The following is a 17,015-nucleotide window of genomic DNA, read 5'->3' as shown; positions in this document are numbered from 1 at the left end:
ATCTTAGATTACTAATTATTAGGCAATTCAACAAGTTTTGTTAACGATATATTATTCACTTTAAAAAGTACTGCTAGTCCGGACTATCAAGGGCTGTACAAACCAAGTTAAAGAGTGACTTATACAATAAAAATGCATATAATTTCCGAAAAATAACGTAAACAATCATACTTATGAGTGACGATTTAAATTTACAGAAAATGATGGATGCGTTTGACGAGCTAGACTTCGAACAACGCACAACAACAAACCTTGAAAATGCACGTAATAAACAACAAATGACAGCGTATATTGATTCGTTGGATTTTAGTTTGCGTCGTTTATTAATATTGCAAGACACGGTCAATTCAATTGTTGAACAAAAAAAATTAGACCTGCTTAAACAAGAACATATCCAAACCTATAAAACAAAAATCATCAATCTATCTCGAAAATATAATATCTCATATCAAGATGTCATCGATATTATGGTGCAATTGCCACGTTAATTTGGTTGTAAAATATAAACGTTCAATCGGACTAAAAAACATTAGCCCGATTGACAATGTATTATTTTACTCTAAATTGCTCCACAAGCTGATGCAACTTGATCGCACCTTTTTCAATATCCATACTGCCTTTATTGATCAATTCATTTTGAGTTCTGTTATCTAATGACATGTCATTGATACGGGTAATATTCATATTAAGCTCTGTAATAACGGTACTTTGCTCCTCTGTTGCCGCCGCAATTTGAATATTCATTTGCGAAATCTGATCAATGGACGATTTAATGTTATTAAGTGCTCCAACGACTTGCTGAGTTTCATTAACGGTTTCTGATGATTTAGTTTTAGCTCTTTCAACAGAGGAATTAACGCTATCGATGGCACTTCTGATGGCATCGATAATAAGATTAATCTCACTTGTTGATGCTTGGGTACGACTCGCTAGCGTTCTAACCTCATCAGCCACGACGGCAAAGCCACGGCCAGCCTCACCGGCTCTGGCAGCTTCAATCGCCGCATTCAATGCGAGTAAATTAGTTTGATCGGCAATCCCAACAATAACATCAAGAATTTGCCCGATTTTACTCGAACTCACTTGTAAGCTTTTAGCAACCTCTTCTGTCGCGGCTAATTCTGTCGATAGCTCTGATATTTTTTGCATCGCATTATCGACAACGGCAGCGGATTTATCTGCTTCAGTGTCTGCATTATGGGTACTTTCGGCTGCCAACTGTGCGTTAGAGGCCACTTCAGATGCCGTTACCGACATTTGGTTAATGGCAGTGGCAACATTAGTTGTTTCGGCTTGTACGTTGGATGAAATTTGATTAGCCTGCTGTGTAATCGTTGACATATTCTTCGCCAAGCGGCTTGATTCATCGACTGAGTCGCTGACAGAGATAATCACTTTTTGGACTTTTTCAATAAAAGTATTGAAATGATGAGCAATTTGTTTGAGCTCATCATTACCCTCTTCGGACAACCGTAGGGTTAGATCCCCCTCACCCTTAGCAATATTCTTAAACGCTGCAATGGTCTCAACCATAGGACCTGAAATACTGCGAATGATAAAAAATAATAATAAGATGACCGGCAGCCACACCAGTGTCAGTAATAATAGGTATTGGGTTATAAATTGGTTTCTATCAGCTTGAATATCATCAACATAAATACCTGTACCGATGATCCAGCCCCAGGGTTTAAATCGCTTAACTACAGACATTTTCGGACTTGGGTTTTCCTGCTGGGGTTTATTCCACATGTAATCAACCCGAGCAACATCTTTTTGTTCCGTACCTTGGATCATTTTTTGAAACAGTTTTACCCCATTTGGATCTTGCATTGCTAATACCTTGGTATTAACTAACTGTTTTGCAAAAGCATGCTGGATCATGGTGCCTTGAATATCAATAGTGAAATAATACTCGTTACCTGAATAGCGCAGTTTATCTATTGCAGCTAATGCTAAAGTTTTAGCCTCATCTTCAGCCATACTTCCAGACTGAACACCTTGATAATATTTATCAGTTATTGCGATTGCAACATCGACTAACGCATTTAACTTGGCTTCTTTTTCATTAATTAACACACTTTCAACTCGCGTTAATGAAAACCAGAAAACAATCACAGTAGCGATAATGGCTAGTGCCAACATGCCGAGTAAACGGTTAGAAATAGTGGTTTTACGAAAAAACATATTTGTTGGGTTCATACGGGCACCATGACATTATAATTAAAATGGTTTGAAATGATTATTAACTCAGACTCAGCAATAATATGTATAGTATAAAATCAATTGAATTAAGCTACTGTTTTGTAACTGTTGTGCCTTACTGGACAGTTGTCAATATTTTCACTTAAAAATCGCAAAAAAATAAATGCTTAGTGGTAAACAATGATAAATAAACACTGGCGAAACTCTCACTTTACGAACGCAGATACTTAGAGTGCATTTGGGTAGTATTTTAGCCATCGAATGACGACTGGCTTAGCACAATTTATCGCTCAAACCAAACACATGACTCGCTATTGGTATTCGTCTCTTGCGGGAAAATAACTCCTACTATATATACAAATATAATCAATAAATGATCAACCAATATTTAGTCTTAATAAATCATTAGTCAGTTTCTGCCTGACTCAGTTACAGCGAAAGTAACAGTGCTTAAGCTTACTTAGCATTAATGAACATGGCTTTTTGATGGTTCGCTAAAACATTTACGTCGCTTAATGTAGGCTTGATGCCAGCGTAAGTGATCATTGTTTATCTCTATTATAAACAACGTATTAATAAAAGAGCACATTATGAAACGAACAAACATTCTCATAACAGGGGCAAGTTCAGGTTTAGGGCGCGGCATGGCAATTGAGTTTGCTAAACAACATCATAACCTTGCACTATGCGCCAGACGTATGGACCGCCTTGAAACATTAAAACAAGAATTACTCGTCATTAATCCTAATATCAAGGTGATAATTAAGTCACTTGATGTAAATGATCACCCACAAGTTTTTGAGGTATTTAATCAATTTAAGCAAGAGTTTGGACAGCTGGACCGAGTCATTGTAAACGCAGGCATGGGTAAAGGCGCATCTATAGGCACTGGCTTTTTTGCTGCTAATTTGCAGACTGCGCAAACTAACTTTATTGCCACTATCGCCCAATGTGAAGCGGCGATGACAATTTTTCGAGAACAAAACAGTGGGCATCTAGTGACTATTTCGTCTATCAGTGCTGTTCGTGGATTTAGACGTGCAATGACTGTTTATGCTGCCACAAAAGCCGCCGTGACTTCATTGTCTGAAGGTATCCGCATCGATGTACTAAACACACCGATTAAGGTTACTTGTGTACATCCAGGATTTATTCGCAGTGAAATTAACCAAAAGGTAAAAACGGTACCGTTTATTGTTGATACTGAAACGGGCTGTAAAGCCATGGTGAAGGCTATTCAGAAAGAAAAAGCCAATGCATTTGTCCCTAGTTATCCTTGGGCCATTTTACACTGGGTATTACGTATTGCTCCGCTGAGCATGCTCCGCAACATGAGTTAAGTTAATCATAGTCACATAGCAACACAAGCACCTAGCGACGAGGGTAACTTAATCACTCATGATTAACTCATCATGGCCGAGTTTTATTTACCCAAAGAGAAATAAGCTCAGTTGGGGATAGAAGTGATTATCAAATCATTTTTTGTCTGGCTAACCTTATTGAATTAACCTGTAATGGACTCACATGACCCTGTTTGTAATACGAGAATCCGCTTTTATTAGCCGAAAAGGGCAAATCTGATACCAATAAGGACAAGTATGGTTACATGGCCTCATTTGTCCAATGTATCAAGCCAAGCAGGGTTAACCATCTTACACGCTTAAACTGTATAAGATTGTGGCAAAACATAACCATAAATTGATTCATTATAGATTGGATATGAACCACATTACTTTTCCATTAACCGATAATGCAATATCTTAATACATTGATTATTAATCACTTATACAGCAACGCTGACTATTCAACATCTAACATAGGCCACAAAACAATACAGTCTTCTAAGTATTTCACTTTCGTTTCGTTAACTGTTTTCCCTTGTACCGAAATCCCCGCCGCATGCATGGCATCTTTATTTCCTGTCAGTAACGGATGCCAACTCGGTAATCCTTTGCCAGCATATACGCGCCGATAAGCACAACTATCAGGCAACCAAGTCAACTCAGCGATATTAACGGGTGTAATTGCTGTACATTCAGGTACATAGGTGAAGCGTTCAGGATAACGACGACAACCACAACTGCTGTCATCCAGTAGATGGCATGCAGCATTAGTATAATAAAGCTCGTCAGTTTCATCGTCGATGATTTTATTTAAACAACACTTACCGCAGCCGTCACACAGCGATTCCCATTGTTCGGTGGTCATGTCTTCTAAGGGGGTGGTAGTCCAAAACTGAGTCATCATTGGTTATCTAATGTAGCTTTTATCGAAATTTGCCTGCATTTTACACCCAATGGGCCGCAATTTACTGCTTAATTTTTTCAGACAAATAAGTTATCGCCAAAGTATCATGCAAAGTCAGGTTAAATTGATGTAATAAAAGGAAGTTATCGTAGACTAAATAAAAACGCCCTTTCGATCCATCAGGTGCAATTAAGGACGCCTTCATATCACTGCGTTGTGGTAAGTCTGCGCCATTAAAACGCCTAATCCCATAAGCCTGCCACTGTACAAATGTGTGATTGACTCTTAAACCAAGCAAACCAGGATCGAGTGCCATAATGGGTTTCACCTGCCTTCCCCATGTAGAACCGGACTGCCAACCTTGTTGATGCAACATATTCGCCAGCGATACAAAAGCATCATCCATACTGTTCCAAACATCAATCCTGCCGTCTTTATCAGCATCAACAGCATACTTTAGCAACTGGCTCGGCATCATTTGCATCTGCCCCATAGCCCCAGATGAAGAACTCAGCAATGCATCTTCACTGATATTTTTTTGCTCAATTAACTTAAGTGCAGCAATAAATTCAGCAATATAAAATGCTTCTTCATCGCCTTTGTAGGCAAGTGAGGCTAAAACTGATAATCCAGGGAAACGCCCTGGCTGCTCACCAAAACGAGAATTCATCCCCCATAATGCCATCAAAAAACGCGACTGCACTTGATACGTTTTACTCAACTGCTCGAGTTTTGATTCATGCTGCAATAACATTGCTCTTGCAGTACTGACGGTGATTTCGGGTACAGCTTGTGGGATGAAGTCTTCTAATGTCTTAGGTTTATCTACTGAGGGGTTGAGATTGGCTTTCTTAAATATCTTAATCGTTGCAATATTGCGTTCTGCTGTAGCTTGGTTAACGCCCGCAGCGAGTGCTTTTTGTTGTAGCAATAATAGATAGTCATCAAAATTGTGATGGCTGTCTTCAGCCATCACAACATGAGAGCAAAAGAAGTAAAAAAAAACGCTTAGAATGATTCTGGGGATCATATTCGTGTTGATTACTCCTTTAAGATTATGCTTATTTATTAAGCGCTAATTCTTGTTTATGCTGTTCGAGTAAATTAACCGGCGGTGGTGGTATTTGTAAGTAATAACCCTGTTCAACTAATGCAGACTTCACTTTATTAATATCTGCGATGCCCAAGTGATCTCGTTTAGATAGTGGGACAATCATGATTAATGACGGAGTACCAAACATTGCCATTAAAGGCTCAGGAACGTCATCAAATACATCACGTTTTTTGACAAAAAGGTAAGTATCTGCTCTTCGACCGCTTTTATATACTGCACATATCATTTTAGTGTAAATTTCCAAAGGTTCAAACTTGATAGTCAACTAAGCACACTATAACATGGTGACACAAAAAATAATTGTAAATCAGTTTATCGCTGAAGTATGGAGAATCACGCCGGGATGGCTAAACAAAATCTCGAATTAAAGGCTACGTCTTTTACATTATCAGTGCTGCATATTAATCATCACGATCTCGATATTATTGCTGCTGAATTAGACAACAAGCTGGCACAAGCGCCGCAGTTTTTTTTGGGCGCACCATTGGTATTAAATTTATCAGCCATTCAGCATATCCAAATTGATTTTAATGCCCTAAAACAATTATTGATTGACCGTAACCTTATTATTGTCGGCATTACCGACGCCACCCCAGAGCAAATTGAACAAGCAAAATACATGGGGATTGCAGTGGTAAAGTCTGGCAAACAAGCGCGTAAAGCAGAACTTCCTGAACGAGCAACTAAAATTGTTAAGCAAAATGTGCGTTCTGGACAACAAATATACGCACAAAACGCTGATTTAATCATTTTTGGTGCAGTTGGTAATGGCGCTGAAGTCATTGCTGATGGTAGCATTCATATATATGGTGCTCTTCGTGGTAAAGCCATGGCGGGTGCCGCGGGAGATAATCAAAGTGTGATTATCGCTAACTCGTTAGAAGCAGAATTAGTATCGATTGCTGGACAGTATTGGTTGACTGAACACTTGCAACAATACGACTTAAGCCAAAGAGGTTGTATTCGCCTTGAGGGCGCATCCCTTACTGTTGAAACATTGCCCCAATAATCGGCAAACACAAGGATATAAATATAAATGGCGCAAATTATTGTTGTCACATCAGGTAAAGGTGGTGTGGGAAAAACAACATCCAGTGCAGCAATTGCCACCGGATTGGCTTTAAAAGGACACAAAACAGTCGTTATCGACTTTGACATTGGTTTACGCAATCTTGATCTGATTATGGGTTGTGAGCGCAGGGTCGTATACGATTTTGTTAATGTCATCAATGGTGAAGCCAATTTGAATCAAGCGTTAATTAAAGATAAACGCTGCGACAAATTATTTATCTTACCCGCGTCTCAAACACGCGATAAAGACGCGCTGACCAAAGAAGGCGTCGGCCGAGTCCTTGAAAATTTAGCCAAAGATTTCGACTTTATTGTGTGTGATTCACCAGCGGGTATTGAACAAGGTGCAATGATGGCACTTTACTTTGCCGATATTGCCATTGTCACCACCAATCCAGAAGTGAGCTCAGTACGTGATTCAGACCGTATTTTGGGCATGCTGCAGAGTCGCTCGCGTCGAGCTGAATTGACTTTGGAACCTATCAAAGAATATTTACTATTAACTCGCTACTCGCCGGCCAGAGTTAAAACAGGTGAAATGCTCAGTGTTGAAGATGTGCAGGATATTCTTGCTATTGAATTGCTGGGAGTTATCCCTGAATCTCAGTCGGTATTGAAGGCGTCAAACTCAGGTGTACCTGTGATTATTGACCAAGAAAGCGATGCAGGCTTGGCTTACGGCGATACCGTTGCGCGTTTATTAGGCGACGATATACCAATTCGATTTATTACAGAAGAAAAAAAGGGATTCCTTAAAAGGATATTTGGGAGCTAATTATGTCGATACTTGATTATTTTAGAAGCAGTAAAAAGCCCAATACCGCGTCATTGGCAAAAGAGCGATTACAAATTATTGTGGCTCATCAGCGTGGAGAACGTGGTGCACCGGATTACTTCCCAAAGATGAAACAAGAAATCATCGAAGTGATCCGTAAATATGTGCAAATATCAGATGACCAAGTCTCTGTGCAGTTAGACCAAAATGATGACAACTTATCTGTACTAGAACTTAACGTCACCTTACCGGACACTAAGTAACGCTCATCTTTTTAGATTGACTGACTTAATATAACAAAAAGGATACTGGCATTGCTGCCGGTATCCTTTTTCGTTTAATGACGCTATTGAATTAATTAAACTTAACTTGCGCAAGTAAATTACCGACCAATTGTCCGCGCCACCCCACAAAGAGTAATGGTGTTGGTGTTTGCTTATTGTGATACAACCAGAGTAAAAACTCGTGAATATGGCGCTTCGAACCAACAAATTCTAATGCAACGTTTTCACGCTCACATAGCTCAGTTAATATCGTTTTAACTTCTTTGAAAGCCGATTTATAACCAGACTTTAGTGCCACAACATCTACCTCTTCAGGTAAATCTGTTAAATCTGCAGTCGCCATTACCGCTAATAAATCTTTACCGTGTATGCGTTTTTCTTGATCAGTTAAATCATTTAAACTGTTGAGCTCAGACAATGTTGTGGGCTGCTTTTTGGCCAATGCAATTAATGCATGGTCCTTGACCACAAAGCCAAGCGCAAGATTACGGCTCACCGCTTTGGTCAATCGCCACTTAGCCAATACCTTTAAGTAGGCTAACTGCTGACTTGATAACTGAAAGGCATTTTTAACTTTAAGGTAAACACTGTCACCTTCTGGCAGTGACAAACGTCCCTCTGTCATACGCTGACCTTCTTCAAACAGCCATTCGAGACGATTTTCTGCTACAAGCTTCTGTTGTAACTGAGGATATAATTTATACAAATAAAATACATCATTGGCAGCATACTGCAATTGTGAATCAGACAATGGACGATTCATCCAATCGGTTCGTGATTCACCCTTATCAATTTCAACTTGCAAGCATGCATCTACAAGTTTGGCATAACCTAAGCCATGACCTAGGCCCGCAAAACTAGCCGCAATTTGGCTGTCAAATAATGGGCTCGGTTGGCATTCGCCATAATGAGCAAATACCTCAAGATCTTCGCTACATGAATGCACTAACTTAACAATATTGGGGTCAGTTAATAGCTGCCAAAATGGGCTTAAGTCTTTAATCGCAACCGGATCAATTAATGCTAGGGTTTTACCATCATAAGCTTGGATGAGGCCTAATTTAGCATAATAGGTTCGAGTGCGGACAAACTCAGTATCAAGCACCAATAAGGCGCTGTGTTGGTATTGTTCAACTAATGACAACAAACTGGCATCATCGCTGATATATTCAAACGTTAACAAAATAGGCTCCGCTAAAAAGGGATGTGAGTAATGGTCATAAACTGCGAATTGCCAAGTATAAAAAAGCCGGCTCAGTTGCCGGCTATCATTTTATGCTTTGTTAACTTCATCTCGAAGTTGTCGGCGTAAAATTTTACCCACATTGGTTTTCGGTAATTCGTCCCTAAATTCTACCAGTTTAGGAATTTTATATCCCGTTAAATGATGACGACAATGCTTAATCAACTCTTCTTCTGTAAGTGACTTGTCTTTTGCGACCACAAAAATCTTCACTAATTCACCGCTAGCATCATTAGGAACGCCAACCGCAGCGACTTCAATAACCTTGGGATGTAACGCGACAACCTCTTCCACTTCATTTGGGAACACGTTAAAACCAGACACTAAAATCATGTCTTTTTTGCGATCGACAATGAAAAAGAAACCTTTTTCATCCATATAGCCAATATCGCCAGTCGCTAACCAACCATCTTTATCAATCACAGTGGCAGTTTCTTCCGGACGTTGCCAATATCCCTGCATGACTTGCGGACCTTTAGCAAATAACTCGCCGGTTTCACCCTGAGCTAATACTTTTGAATCTTCATCTCTAATTTGAATAGTGGTCGATGGTGCAGGAAAACCAATAGAACCATTATACCCACTGAGGTTATATGGGCAGCATGTAACTAATGGTGAAGCTTCAGTTAGACCATAACCTTCGAGTAAGCGTGTCTTAGTAAGGTTTTGCCATTTATCCGCGACCGCACGCTGCACCGCCATACCACCGCCAATAGACAATTTTAAACCAGAAAAATCAAGTTGAGTAAATTCTTCATTATTGACCAAAGCATTGAATAAGGTATTAACACCGGTTAAGACAGTAAACGGGTACTTTTTCATCTCAGCAACAAAAGCAGGAATGTCACGAGGATTGGTGATCAATAAATTTTTGCTGCCTTTATGTAAAAACAGTAAACAATTCACTGTTAGGGCAAAAATATGGTACAGAGGTAATGCTGTCACGACAAACTCTGCACCATCATCAAGGGCTGGAGAATAAGCACCACTGGCCTGCAAAACGTTACTGACCACGTTTTTATGGCTTAACATGGCACCTTTAGAGACCCCAGTCGTGCCACCGGTATACTGTAAAAAAGCCAAATCCTCGCCACCAATATCGGCCTTAATGTACTGTAGGCGTCGGCCTTTAGAGAGCGAATCACGAAACGATAATGCATGTGGTAAATGGTATTTGGGTACCAATCTTTTGATGTATTTAACCACAAAATTAACTAGCGTGCGTTTCGGAGCACTGAGTTGATCGCCAAGATTGGTAATAATCACCGACTCAATCGGTGTTTGATCAACAATCTCTTCTAAGGTGTTAGCAAAGTTTGACACCACGACGATAGCTTTAGAGCCAGAATCAACCAATTGATGCTTTAATTCACGTGGGGTATAAAGTGGATTGACATTAACCACCACCATACCAGCGCGCAAAATACCAAACAGAGCAATAGGATATTGCAGTAAATTTGGCATCATAAGGGCGACACGGTCGCCTTTTTTTAAATGTAATTCATTTTGTAAGTAGGCTGCAAATGCTCGACTTCGTTCTTCGAGTTTTCGGTACGTAATGGTCGCGCCCATATTAATAAACGCAGGCTGATCAGCATATTTTGCTACTGAATCTTCAAACATATCGACTAAAGAACTGAATTGAGATGGGTCGATTTCGGCCGGAACATGTTCAGGTAAGTTATTAATCCAAGGCTGGTCCACAGGTGTCTCCTAATAATACCCACTGTGCTAAGACGTGCATTCCCCGTCAGTGGTAAAATATTTTATTGCCCACGTATCATTAATATTGTTATCGCAGGCTTTATTATGATGCTCGTAGTGACCTAAATCATACAAGTGTTTTAATTTTCGACTATAGTCACATAAATAAAACAAAAATAACAGCGATTTCAGCCAGTGCTACTGCCTATTTAGAATAAATGCTCCAATCGATTCAGCGACGCGATAAGCATTACCCATATGGAGGTGATGATCTCCACTTAACTGAATGATTTCAATATTAGAAAACCATTTATTAGCCTGTTCTGTTGAGGCGGTTAGGTGTTTGTATCCATCGTGACCAACCATGAGTAAAGTAGACGTATTACTAGTGCTCATCAGTGCATCAACCTGCTCAAAACTAAATCGATTAAGTGAGTCTAATTTTAATCTAGGGTCACTTCGCCAATGATACTGCCCATCTGTTATTGCCATATTTCGCTTAGTAATAAGCTCACACCATGGAATGGCTAATCCGGTCAGTTTATGGCGGGCTTGTACCGCCAAATCCATAGAAGAATAAGTCGAAGAGTCTCTGGTTACTTGGCGATTAAAACGTTGTTGTTGCAGCAAACCTTTACGCAGACGATCTTTGGCTTTAGAAGCAGATTCAGATAAAGGGGCAAGCGCTTCAATTAATATGAGTTTATGAATATTTTCAGCAAGACAGGCATTATAAGCCGACGCAATTATGCCGCCAAGAGAATGCCCCAATAAAATAATAGGACCTGTATCTTGTGAAAGTGTATGGATGACGGCTTGCAGGTCATAAATATAATCAACCCAATGTAATGGATAACGACCCGGGCGATGATCTGATAATCCATGCCCAGGCCAATCAATACATACGAGTTGAAATTTATCGAATAATTTTTGCTGTGCAAAGGCATGCGCTAGCGGAACAAAACTGTCAGCGTTATCAAGCCAGCCATGTAAAGCTAATATTACTGGCTTGTCAGCATGACCATAACGTTTTGCAGCAAGCGTAATATGAGCCAACGGCAATTGAATTTCTTCTACGTTAACATTCAACATTGTTGACTCACTTTGCAAAAATTATTGAGCTGCTGTTTTGGTAAACTTAAGTGTCATGCGATCACTTTCACCAATATCAAGGTACTTTTGCTTATCTTGATCGCCCTTGGCCAAACTTGGGGGTAATGTCCACACACCTTTGTCGTAATCCTTTGTATCTTTAGGATTAGCGTTTATTTCAGAGCTAGCCGCTAATTTAAAACCATATTTATTAGCAAGTTCAACCATTTGGTTTTGTTCCATATAACCACTTTCAGCAGCCATATCGACATTGGCTCTGTGTTCAACAACGCCGAGTGTGCCACCAACCTTTAATACATCATGGGCGGCTTTAAACACACCTTCTAACTCGCCTTTCATGGCCCAATTGTGCAAATTACGGAACGTTAATACATAATCTGCCGAGTTATCTTTACCTAATGACAATTTAGCCGGTGGATCGAGAGTAACAAACTGAACATTGCCCACACTGGCTTTATTTTCACTGACCCATTGCTCAAACTTCACCCCCGCAGATTTATAATACGCTGTTTGGCGATTATCTTCAGTGGGTTTTGTTTCGAAATTGGCGGCAACATATTGGCCATCAGCGGCTAAATAAGGCGCAAGAATTTCAGCATACCACCCCCCACCTGGCCATAACTCAATCACAGTCTGATCGGGTTTTACACCAAAAAATGCTAATGTTTCTGCTGGATGACGATATTGATCGCGCAGTTTATTTTTAGTCGACCGAAACTCACTGGCCACAGCTTTGGCGAGCGCAGCATTGACCTGCGGCGCAGTAACGGATTTCTCGTCAACACTATCCGCAGCGTATATTACCGTTGACATACCTAAACTTGATAAGCCAATTAAGGCCCCTAACATCATGTTACGTTTCATTTTGACACTCCCTTTTTTCGATCAACTTTACGCCAACAGAGCCATAACATAAACCCACTGAATGCAAGCCATGTCATCACCCATAACCATGCGGGTAGCCAAGTCATTTTAGCTAACATCACCGCATCGCCTTGACCACTTAGCCCCAATAACACCATAGGACTAGCCATGGCATTAAGGATAATCATTAGGCCTAATATACGCAGTAAGGTGTTTAGCAGACTACTATTTTTTAATTTAAGTGGTAACAAAAAAAGTATTATTAATACGCTAAGAATAATGATCGTTAATACATCACGCGCCCAGAAAAGCAATGACGCAGCCACAGTGAGGGCTAACAAGGTTAAGGTAAATCTAATCGTTTGCTTTTGAGTTGCCATCAGAAATATTGAGTATCCCCACAGCGCCGCACCAAAATAACCAGCGTAGGCAATAAGTATACTGCTACCACCTTGACTAAAACAAAAGCCCGCGCCATTTGGAAATAATTGAATATGACTCACAGAGCCACCAGTCAATAACGTTGCGATACCGTGAGATAACTCGTGAAAGTAGCTTTCAAACCATTTAAAAGGGATAGAGATATAAGGAAATCGAGTCAGTAAGAAAGCTAGCAGTAATTCAATCATAAAACGGCTGCGACTGGGTGTTGCAGACAACGGAACATTAGGCATATAAATCAATACCAACCATTTGTTGAATTTCATCTCTTTTAGCAGAATGCTGTGTTGATAAATATTGCGCGATAGCCCCCCGTTGACTGTAAGTATCACGGTCATATTCAACCCGAGCTTGCTGTTTAGCCGACAAAGTTGAATCATCAACTATGGCCATATTGCGCGCTTCAATGCCTTGAATTTGTTGCTCGGAAGCAGAGACATTAACAACAATAGGCTCAATGGCCGCCGTAATAGGCCGATTACCAGCAACAGCTTGACTCAGGGTTATTGGACCTGATTGATTATTTGCCATTGATAATGCAGCATTTATCGCCATTAACGACACCATTTACCTATACTTGTATCATATACTCTATGTCAAATTACCTTTAATGGCTATTCTCGACCAGGAAGTTTTTTCCATGTAACGGTATCTCGAAGGTACACTGGTGCCAGTTCATCAACACTGGTCTGTAATCCATGTTGGTACCCGTGCTGCGCCAGAATTAACATGGCTTTCGCATCTGGATAAGTCGCTTCTGCACATGGTGTCATGTTTGGCGCAATATTGAGTAACTCTGGATAAGCTTCAAAACCGGTACCGCATACACTAATACTTTGCTGGGTATCGAGTATTAATTCAATTGCCTCTGGTACGCTAACGTGTTCTTCACCCACTAATGTCGCTATGCCGTCTTTGGCAATGTATTGACCCCAATAGACTTCGTTCATGCGGGCATCAATACAACATAGAACTTGGCAGGCATTGTGTTGTGATATTGCTAACTGAGCCATTGCGGCTAAGGTTGAAATACCAATAACGGGTAAATCAAGGCCTAACGCTAAACCTTGCGTCATACTGGTACAAATACGAATACCGGTAAAACTACCAGGGCCACGGCCATAGGCAATCATGTCCACATCGGCCAATGTCACTTGGGCTTGGGCCAATACATCATCAACCATAGGCAATAAACGTTGGCTGTGTTCACGAGGTGCATCGGCAATAAGTGCAAACACCTTACCATTGGTGGTTAACGCTGCAGAGCAAGTTTCGGTGCAAGTATCAAGAGCGAGGATGGTTAACGGCTTTGGCATTATGATGGGTTACCCAGTAAAAAAGCATCAAATAGACTTAATATGATAACTGATGCGCACCGTTTTAAAAAGCTTAAGGAATTTGTTTTAAAAATTGCAATGCACGGTCTAAGTCACGTGTACGCTGCATTGGTGGCAGAGAATTAATAAAAGCTTGCCCGTAAGCCCGATTAACAATGCGGTTATCGCACAAGATAAGTACCCCGCGATCTTTTTCATCGCGAATAAGCCGCCCGACGCCCTGCTTTAAACTAATGACTGCTTGCGGCAAAGAAATATGGCTAAAGGGGTCAAGTCCCTGACGCTCGGCATTGGCGGCACGGGCTTTGTATAAGGCATCATCTGGTGACACAAACGGCAGCTTATCAATAATCACGCAGCTTAATAATTTACCTCGAACATCGACCCCTTCCCAAAAGCTGCTGGTACCGAGCAAAACGGCATTACCTAACTGTCTAAATTTATTTAACAAACTTTGTTTACTCGCTTGGCCTTGTACCAATAAAGGATAAGCCACTTTACCTTGCAATGCCGATGCAACTTGCTCGAGCATTTGATGGCTAGTAAACAAGATAAACGTGCGGCCTTGCGCAGCATTGATTGCTTGAACACATACATCAACCAGTTGTTTAACCGTATGCTGCGACTGCCCCACTTTACCTAAATGACGTGGCACACAAAATACTGCCTGATTAGGATAATCAAACGGGCTATCTAAAATAATCTGTTGTGCCGATGATAATCCTAGCTCAGTCGCAAAATGAGCCAGACTGCGGTTCACCTGCAAGGTTGCCGAGGTAAAAATCCACCGAGTATTGGCATCAAATAATTGTTGGCATTGTTTAGCGACATTGATAGGACTAAGTCTTAACATGATAAAACGCGGACCTAGTTCAACACTGTAAGCTGCTTGAATATCTTTACATTCAAAATAATCTTGCAGCTTTTGAGACAATTCATACAATTGCTCGAACGCTAAATCGAGTTGATCATCGCGACCAAGATGATGGCGCATAGAATTGGCCAGATCAGTCAACGCTTGCTGTAATGCCCACGACACTGTCGCTAAGTGTTTATTGGCAAGTACTTTTCGCCAATCAGATACTTGACTGTCGTACATGGCATTATGCCAATCACTTAACGCTAACAAACCACGTTGCGACAATTGCTCTAGTTGAATGCTGTCGCGGATCACCTCTTTGTGAATTTTGATGATGCCATTTAATAACAGATCAATTTCGCGGCTGGATATATGACTACCAAAATAGTTAATACAAATATCTGGCACTAAATGGGCTTCATCAAAAATGACCACATCAGGGTCTGGCAGTAACTCGGCAAATCCGGTGTCTTTGAGTAATCGGTCGGCAAAAAATAAATGATGATTGACCACCACCACTTTGGCCTCCATCGCCCTAATCCGCGCTTTACGGGTAAAGCACACATCATAATGGTCACATTTTTTACCCGTACAGGTTTCTTTGGTGCTAACAACACTAGGAATAACGTCAGAATGCTCTGCCACCGAGGTTAAATTGCCTATGTCACCATCTTTGCTTAAATGTGCCCATTGGTTAATCTTAAGCAAATCATCAATATAATATTCGCTTAATTGGCTGGCCATTTGCATCTGTTTTTCAAGGCGTAAATGGCATAAGTAATTATTACGCCCCTTAAGTAATGCAACAGGCACATGGATATCGAGCATGGTTAACAATGCTGGTAAATCTTTGAGGAATAACTGTTCTTGTAGATTTTTACTGCCGGTACTCACCACCACTTGTTTGCCACTGAGCAAGGCTGGAATTAAATACGCGAAGGTTTTTCCAACGCCGGTGCCCGCTTCTAAAATGAGATTATGCTTTTTAGCAATAGCATCACTTACCGCAACAGCCATATCAGTTTGAGTTTGGCGATTATGATAATTGTGTACATGTTTGGCTAACGCACCACGCTCGCTAAACTCATGGATTACAGATTGGGTCAATGTAGAGCTCAAAGCATCCTCAAATTATCGTGCTAATGCTGATGTAGTGTGATTTGGGCTATTATGCTTATAACGGCATCATGTTCCAACTGTTTATCACCAAAAGTTGTAAAGGCAGTTGTATAAACAATATCGATGATTTGACTAAATTTAGACCAGAAACAAAAATGCTGGCCACCAGCGTGACTCAGCATTTCTTGACTGGTATAAAATATAATCAAAAGTTTATTTTTTAGTAATTCAGAGAACTGGTTTTGAATGTGGTGTTCAGGGGTGAATTCAAATACCACTTTTTCATTGGTAACATTGCGTTTAACACTTATGCTCGTGACTTTTTCTGCCGATTTTGACCGAATAAGTCAAATGACAATATATCAGGCATCACAAAATCATCCGTAAAACATATCTTCTATATCCACATTGCCACTTGCTCCTTGGTGGGTTTACTGCCTTTGTGGACCACTTTTTCATCAATCACCACTGCTGGTGTACTCATCACCTCATAAGCCATAATTTGTGCCATATCGTTGACTTTTTCGATTGTTATCGTGACCCCTTTTTCATCCGCAACCGCTTGAACAAGTTCCGCAGTTTCAAGGCATTTTTTACAACCAGAACCTAAGACTTTAATGATTTTCATTTTTTACTCCTTGC

At 40.5% G+C, this 17,015-nt stretch carries 18 protein-coding genes; 5 read left to right on the top strand and 13 right to left on the bottom strand.

The genetic code is table 11. The annotated features are described in order from the left end of the window. Positions 1-173 precede the first annotated feature (173 nt). The gene (locus H5164_RS11135; RefSeq protein ID WP_124018158.1) at positions 174-488 is read left to right on the top strand and encodes a hypothetical protein; all 315 of its coding nucleotides are present in this window, start codon (positions 174-176) and stop codon (positions 486-488) included. 61 nt (positions 489-549) lie between these two features. Here H5164_RS11135 and H5164_RS11130 read toward each other — a convergent pair whose 3' ends face one another. After that, entirely contained in the window at positions 550-2,199 is a 1,650-nt protein-coding gene (locus H5164_RS11130) for a methyl-accepting chemotaxis protein (protein WP_182756139.1), read from the bottom strand. A gap of 593 nt (positions 2,200-2,792) precedes the next feature. On the opposite strand from H5164_RS11130, the gene H5164_RS11125 reads away from it, so the two are divergent. Beyond that, positions 2,793-3,542 carry an SDR family oxidoreductase gene (locus H5164_RS11125; protein WP_182756137.1) on the top strand — a complete coding sequence of 250 codons (750 nt, stop codon included), beginning with the start codon at positions 2,793-2,795 and terminating at the stop codon, positions 3,540-3,542. Positions 3,543-4,002: 460 nt separating this feature from the next. On the opposite strand, the gene H5164_RS11120 is transcribed toward H5164_RS11125, so the two are convergent. The 3 genes from H5164_RS11120 to H5164_RS11110 form a co-directional block, all read right to left on the bottom strand. Next, positions 4,003-4,449: a YcgN family cysteine cluster protein gene (locus H5164_RS11120; protein ID WP_124018155.1), complete on the bottom strand. Its 447-nt coding sequence runs from the start codon at positions 4,447-4,449 to the stop codon at positions 4,003-4,005. A 61-nt stretch (positions 4,450-4,510) separates the two neighbouring features. Continuing rightward, the gene (locus H5164_RS11115; protein WP_182756135.1) at positions 4,511-5,479 is read right to left on the bottom strand and encodes a lytic transglycosylase domain-containing protein; all 969 of its coding nucleotides are present in this window, start codon (positions 5,477-5,479) and stop codon (positions 4,511-4,513) included. A gap of 31 nt (positions 5,480-5,510) precedes the next feature. Beyond that, on the bottom strand, positions 5,511-5,789 hold the full coding sequence (locus tag H5164_RS11110) for a YcgL domain-containing protein (RefSeq protein WP_182756133.1): 279 nt from the start codon (positions 5,787-5,789) through the stop codon (positions 5,511-5,513). Positions 5,790-5,906: 117 nt separating this feature from the next. Between H5164_RS11110 and minC the strand changes: the two genes are divergently transcribed. Genes minC through minE form a run of 3 tightly spaced genes read left to right on the top strand, consistent with a single transcriptional unit; the run spans position 5,907 to position 7,672 of the window. Next, positions 5,907-6,572 (top strand): septum site-determining protein MinC, encoded by a 666-nt coding sequence (gene minC, locus H5164_RS11105; protein WP_182756131.1) that lies wholly within the window; start codon positions 5,907-5,909, stop codon positions 6,570-6,572. 27 nt (positions 6,573-6,599) lie between these two features. Then, the gene (minD, locus tag H5164_RS11100) at positions 6,600-7,409 is read left to right on the top strand and encodes a septum site-determining protein MinD (RefSeq protein WP_124018151.1); all 810 of its coding nucleotides are present in this window, start codon (positions 6,600-6,602) and stop codon (positions 7,407-7,409) included. Positions 7,410-7,411: 2 nt separating this feature from the next. After that, complete coding sequence (gene minE / locus H5164_RS11095; RefSeq protein ID WP_124018150.1) at positions 7,412-7,672, top strand: cell division topological specificity factor MinE; 261 nt, start codon at positions 7,412-7,414, stop codon at positions 7,670-7,672. Between the two features lie 91 nt (positions 7,673-7,763). Here minE and rnd read toward each other — a convergent pair whose 3' ends face one another. The 9 genes from rnd to H5164_RS11050 form a co-directional block, all read right to left on the bottom strand. Further along, positions 7,764-8,876: a ribonuclease D gene (rnd, locus tag H5164_RS11090; RefSeq protein WP_124018149.1), complete on the bottom strand. Its 1,113-nt coding sequence runs from the start codon at positions 8,874-8,876 to the stop codon at positions 7,764-7,766. A gap of 90 nt (positions 8,877-8,966) precedes the next feature. Next, positions 8,967-10,640, bottom strand: a complete 1,674-nt coding sequence (gene fadD, locus H5164_RS11085) for a long-chain-fatty-acid--CoA ligase FadD (protein WP_182698541.1) — start codon at positions 10,638-10,640, stop codon at positions 8,967-8,969. A gap of 198 nt (positions 10,641-10,838) precedes the next feature. Beyond that, a complete protein-coding gene (locus H5164_RS11080) occupies positions 10,839-11,732 on the bottom strand; it encodes an alpha/beta fold hydrolase (protein ID WP_182756129.1) in 894 nt (297 codons plus the stop codon). Between the two features lie 21 nt (positions 11,733-11,753). Beyond that, positions 11,754-12,617 carry a class I SAM-dependent methyltransferase gene (locus H5164_RS11075; protein ID WP_182756126.1) on the bottom strand — a complete coding sequence of 288 codons (864 nt, stop codon included), beginning with the start codon at positions 12,615-12,617 and terminating at the stop codon, positions 11,754-11,756. Next, entirely contained in the window at positions 12,614-13,291 is a 678-nt protein-coding gene (locus tag H5164_RS11070; RefSeq protein WP_124018145.1) for a M50 family metallopeptidase, read from the bottom strand. The genes H5164_RS11075 and H5164_RS11070 overlap by 4 nt, the downstream gene beginning before the upstream one ends. Next, positions 13,284-13,613, bottom strand: coding sequence for a hypothetical protein (locus H5164_RS11065; protein WP_124018144.1), 330 nt, complete (start codon positions 13,611-13,613; stop codon positions 13,284-13,286). The genes H5164_RS11070 and H5164_RS11065 overlap by 8 nt, the downstream gene beginning before the upstream one ends. 59 nt (positions 13,614-13,672) lie before the next feature. Further along, positions 13,673-14,374, bottom strand: a complete 702-nt coding sequence (gene tsaB / locus H5164_RS11060; RefSeq protein WP_182756124.1) for a tRNA (adenosine(37)-N6)-threonylcarbamoyltransferase complex dimerization subunit type 1 TsaB — start codon at positions 14,372-14,374, stop codon at positions 13,673-13,675. A gap of 73 nt (positions 14,375-14,447) precedes the next feature. Then, positions 14,448-16,373: an ATP-dependent DNA helicase gene (locus tag H5164_RS11055; RefSeq protein ID WP_182723655.1), complete on the bottom strand. Its 1,926-nt coding sequence runs from the start codon at positions 16,371-16,373 to the stop codon at positions 14,448-14,450. A 397-nt stretch (positions 16,374-16,770) separates the two neighbouring features. Continuing rightward, the gene (locus tag H5164_RS11050) at positions 16,771-17,001 is read right to left on the bottom strand and encodes a thioredoxin family protein (RefSeq protein ID WP_182756122.1); all 231 of its coding nucleotides are present in this window, start codon (positions 16,999-17,001) and stop codon (positions 16,771-16,773) included. Positions 17,002-17,015 lie beyond the last annotated feature (14 nt).

This window comes from Shewanella sp. SG41-3 (assembly GCF_014164545.1).
In the GTDB taxonomy this organism is placed as follows: Bacteria; Pseudomonadota; Gammaproteobacteria; order Enterobacterales; family Shewanellaceae; genus Shewanella; species Shewanella vesiculosa.
The sequence above is the reverse complement of the archived record's forward strand: the minus strand, read 5'-3'. Positions and strand labels throughout refer to the sequence as shown.

Excerpts from the sequence above, each read along its gene's own strand:
- minD (WP_124018151.1), top strand. The coding sequence starts at position 6,600 with ATGGCGCAAATTATTGTTGTCACATCAGGTAAAGGTGGTGTGGGAAAA.
- H5164_RS11065 (WP_124018144.1), bottom strand. The coding sequence starts at position 13,613 with ATGGCGATAAATGCTGCATTATCAATGGCAAATAATCAATCAGGTCCA.
- H5164_RS11075 (WP_182756126.1), bottom strand. The coding sequence starts at position 12,617 with ATGAAACGTAACATGATGTTAGGGGCCTTAATTGGCTTATCAAGTTTA.
- H5164_RS11115 (WP_182756135.1), bottom strand. The coding sequence starts at position 5,479 with ATGATCCCCAGAATCATTCTAAGCGTTTTTTTTTACTTCTTTTGCTCT.
- H5164_RS11070 (WP_124018145.1), bottom strand. The coding sequence starts at position 13,291 with ATGCCTAATGTTCCGTTGTCTGCAACACCCAGTCGCAGCCGTTTTATG.
- H5164_RS11080 (WP_182756129.1), bottom strand. The coding sequence starts at position 11,732 with ATGTTGAATGTTAACGTAGAAGAAATTCAATTGCCGTTGGCTCATATT.
- minE (WP_124018150.1), top strand. The coding sequence starts at position 7,412 with ATGTCGATACTTGATTATTTTAGAAGCAGTAAAAAGCCCAATACCGCG.
- H5164_RS11130 (WP_182756139.1), bottom strand. The coding sequence starts at position 2,199 with ATGAACCCAACAAATATGTTTTTTCGTAAAACCACTATTTCTAACCGT.
- tsaB (WP_182756124.1), bottom strand. The coding sequence starts at position 14,374 with ATGCCAAAGCCGTTAACCATCCTCGCTCTTGATACTTGCACCGAAACT.
- H5164_RS11110 (WP_182756133.1), bottom strand. The coding sequence starts at position 5,789 with ATGATATGTGCAGTATATAAAAGCGGTCGAAGAGCAGATACTTACCTT.
- H5164_RS11135 (WP_124018158.1), top strand. The coding sequence starts at position 174 with ATGAGTGACGATTTAAATTTACAGAAAATGATGGATGCGTTTGACGAG.
- H5164_RS11125 (WP_182756137.1), top strand. The coding sequence starts at position 2,793 with ATGAAACGAACAAACATTCTCATAACAGGGGCAAGTTCAGGTTTAGGG.
- minC (WP_182756131.1), top strand. The coding sequence starts at position 5,907 with ATGGCTAAACAAAATCTCGAATTAAAGGCTACGTCTTTTACATTATCA.
- H5164_RS11120 (WP_124018155.1), bottom strand. The coding sequence starts at position 4,449 with ATGATGACTCAGTTTTGGACTACCACCCCCTTAGAAGACATGACCACC.
- H5164_RS11050 (WP_182756122.1), bottom strand. The coding sequence starts at position 17,001 with ATGAAAATCATTAAAGTCTTAGGTTCTGGTTGTAAAAAATGCCTTGAA.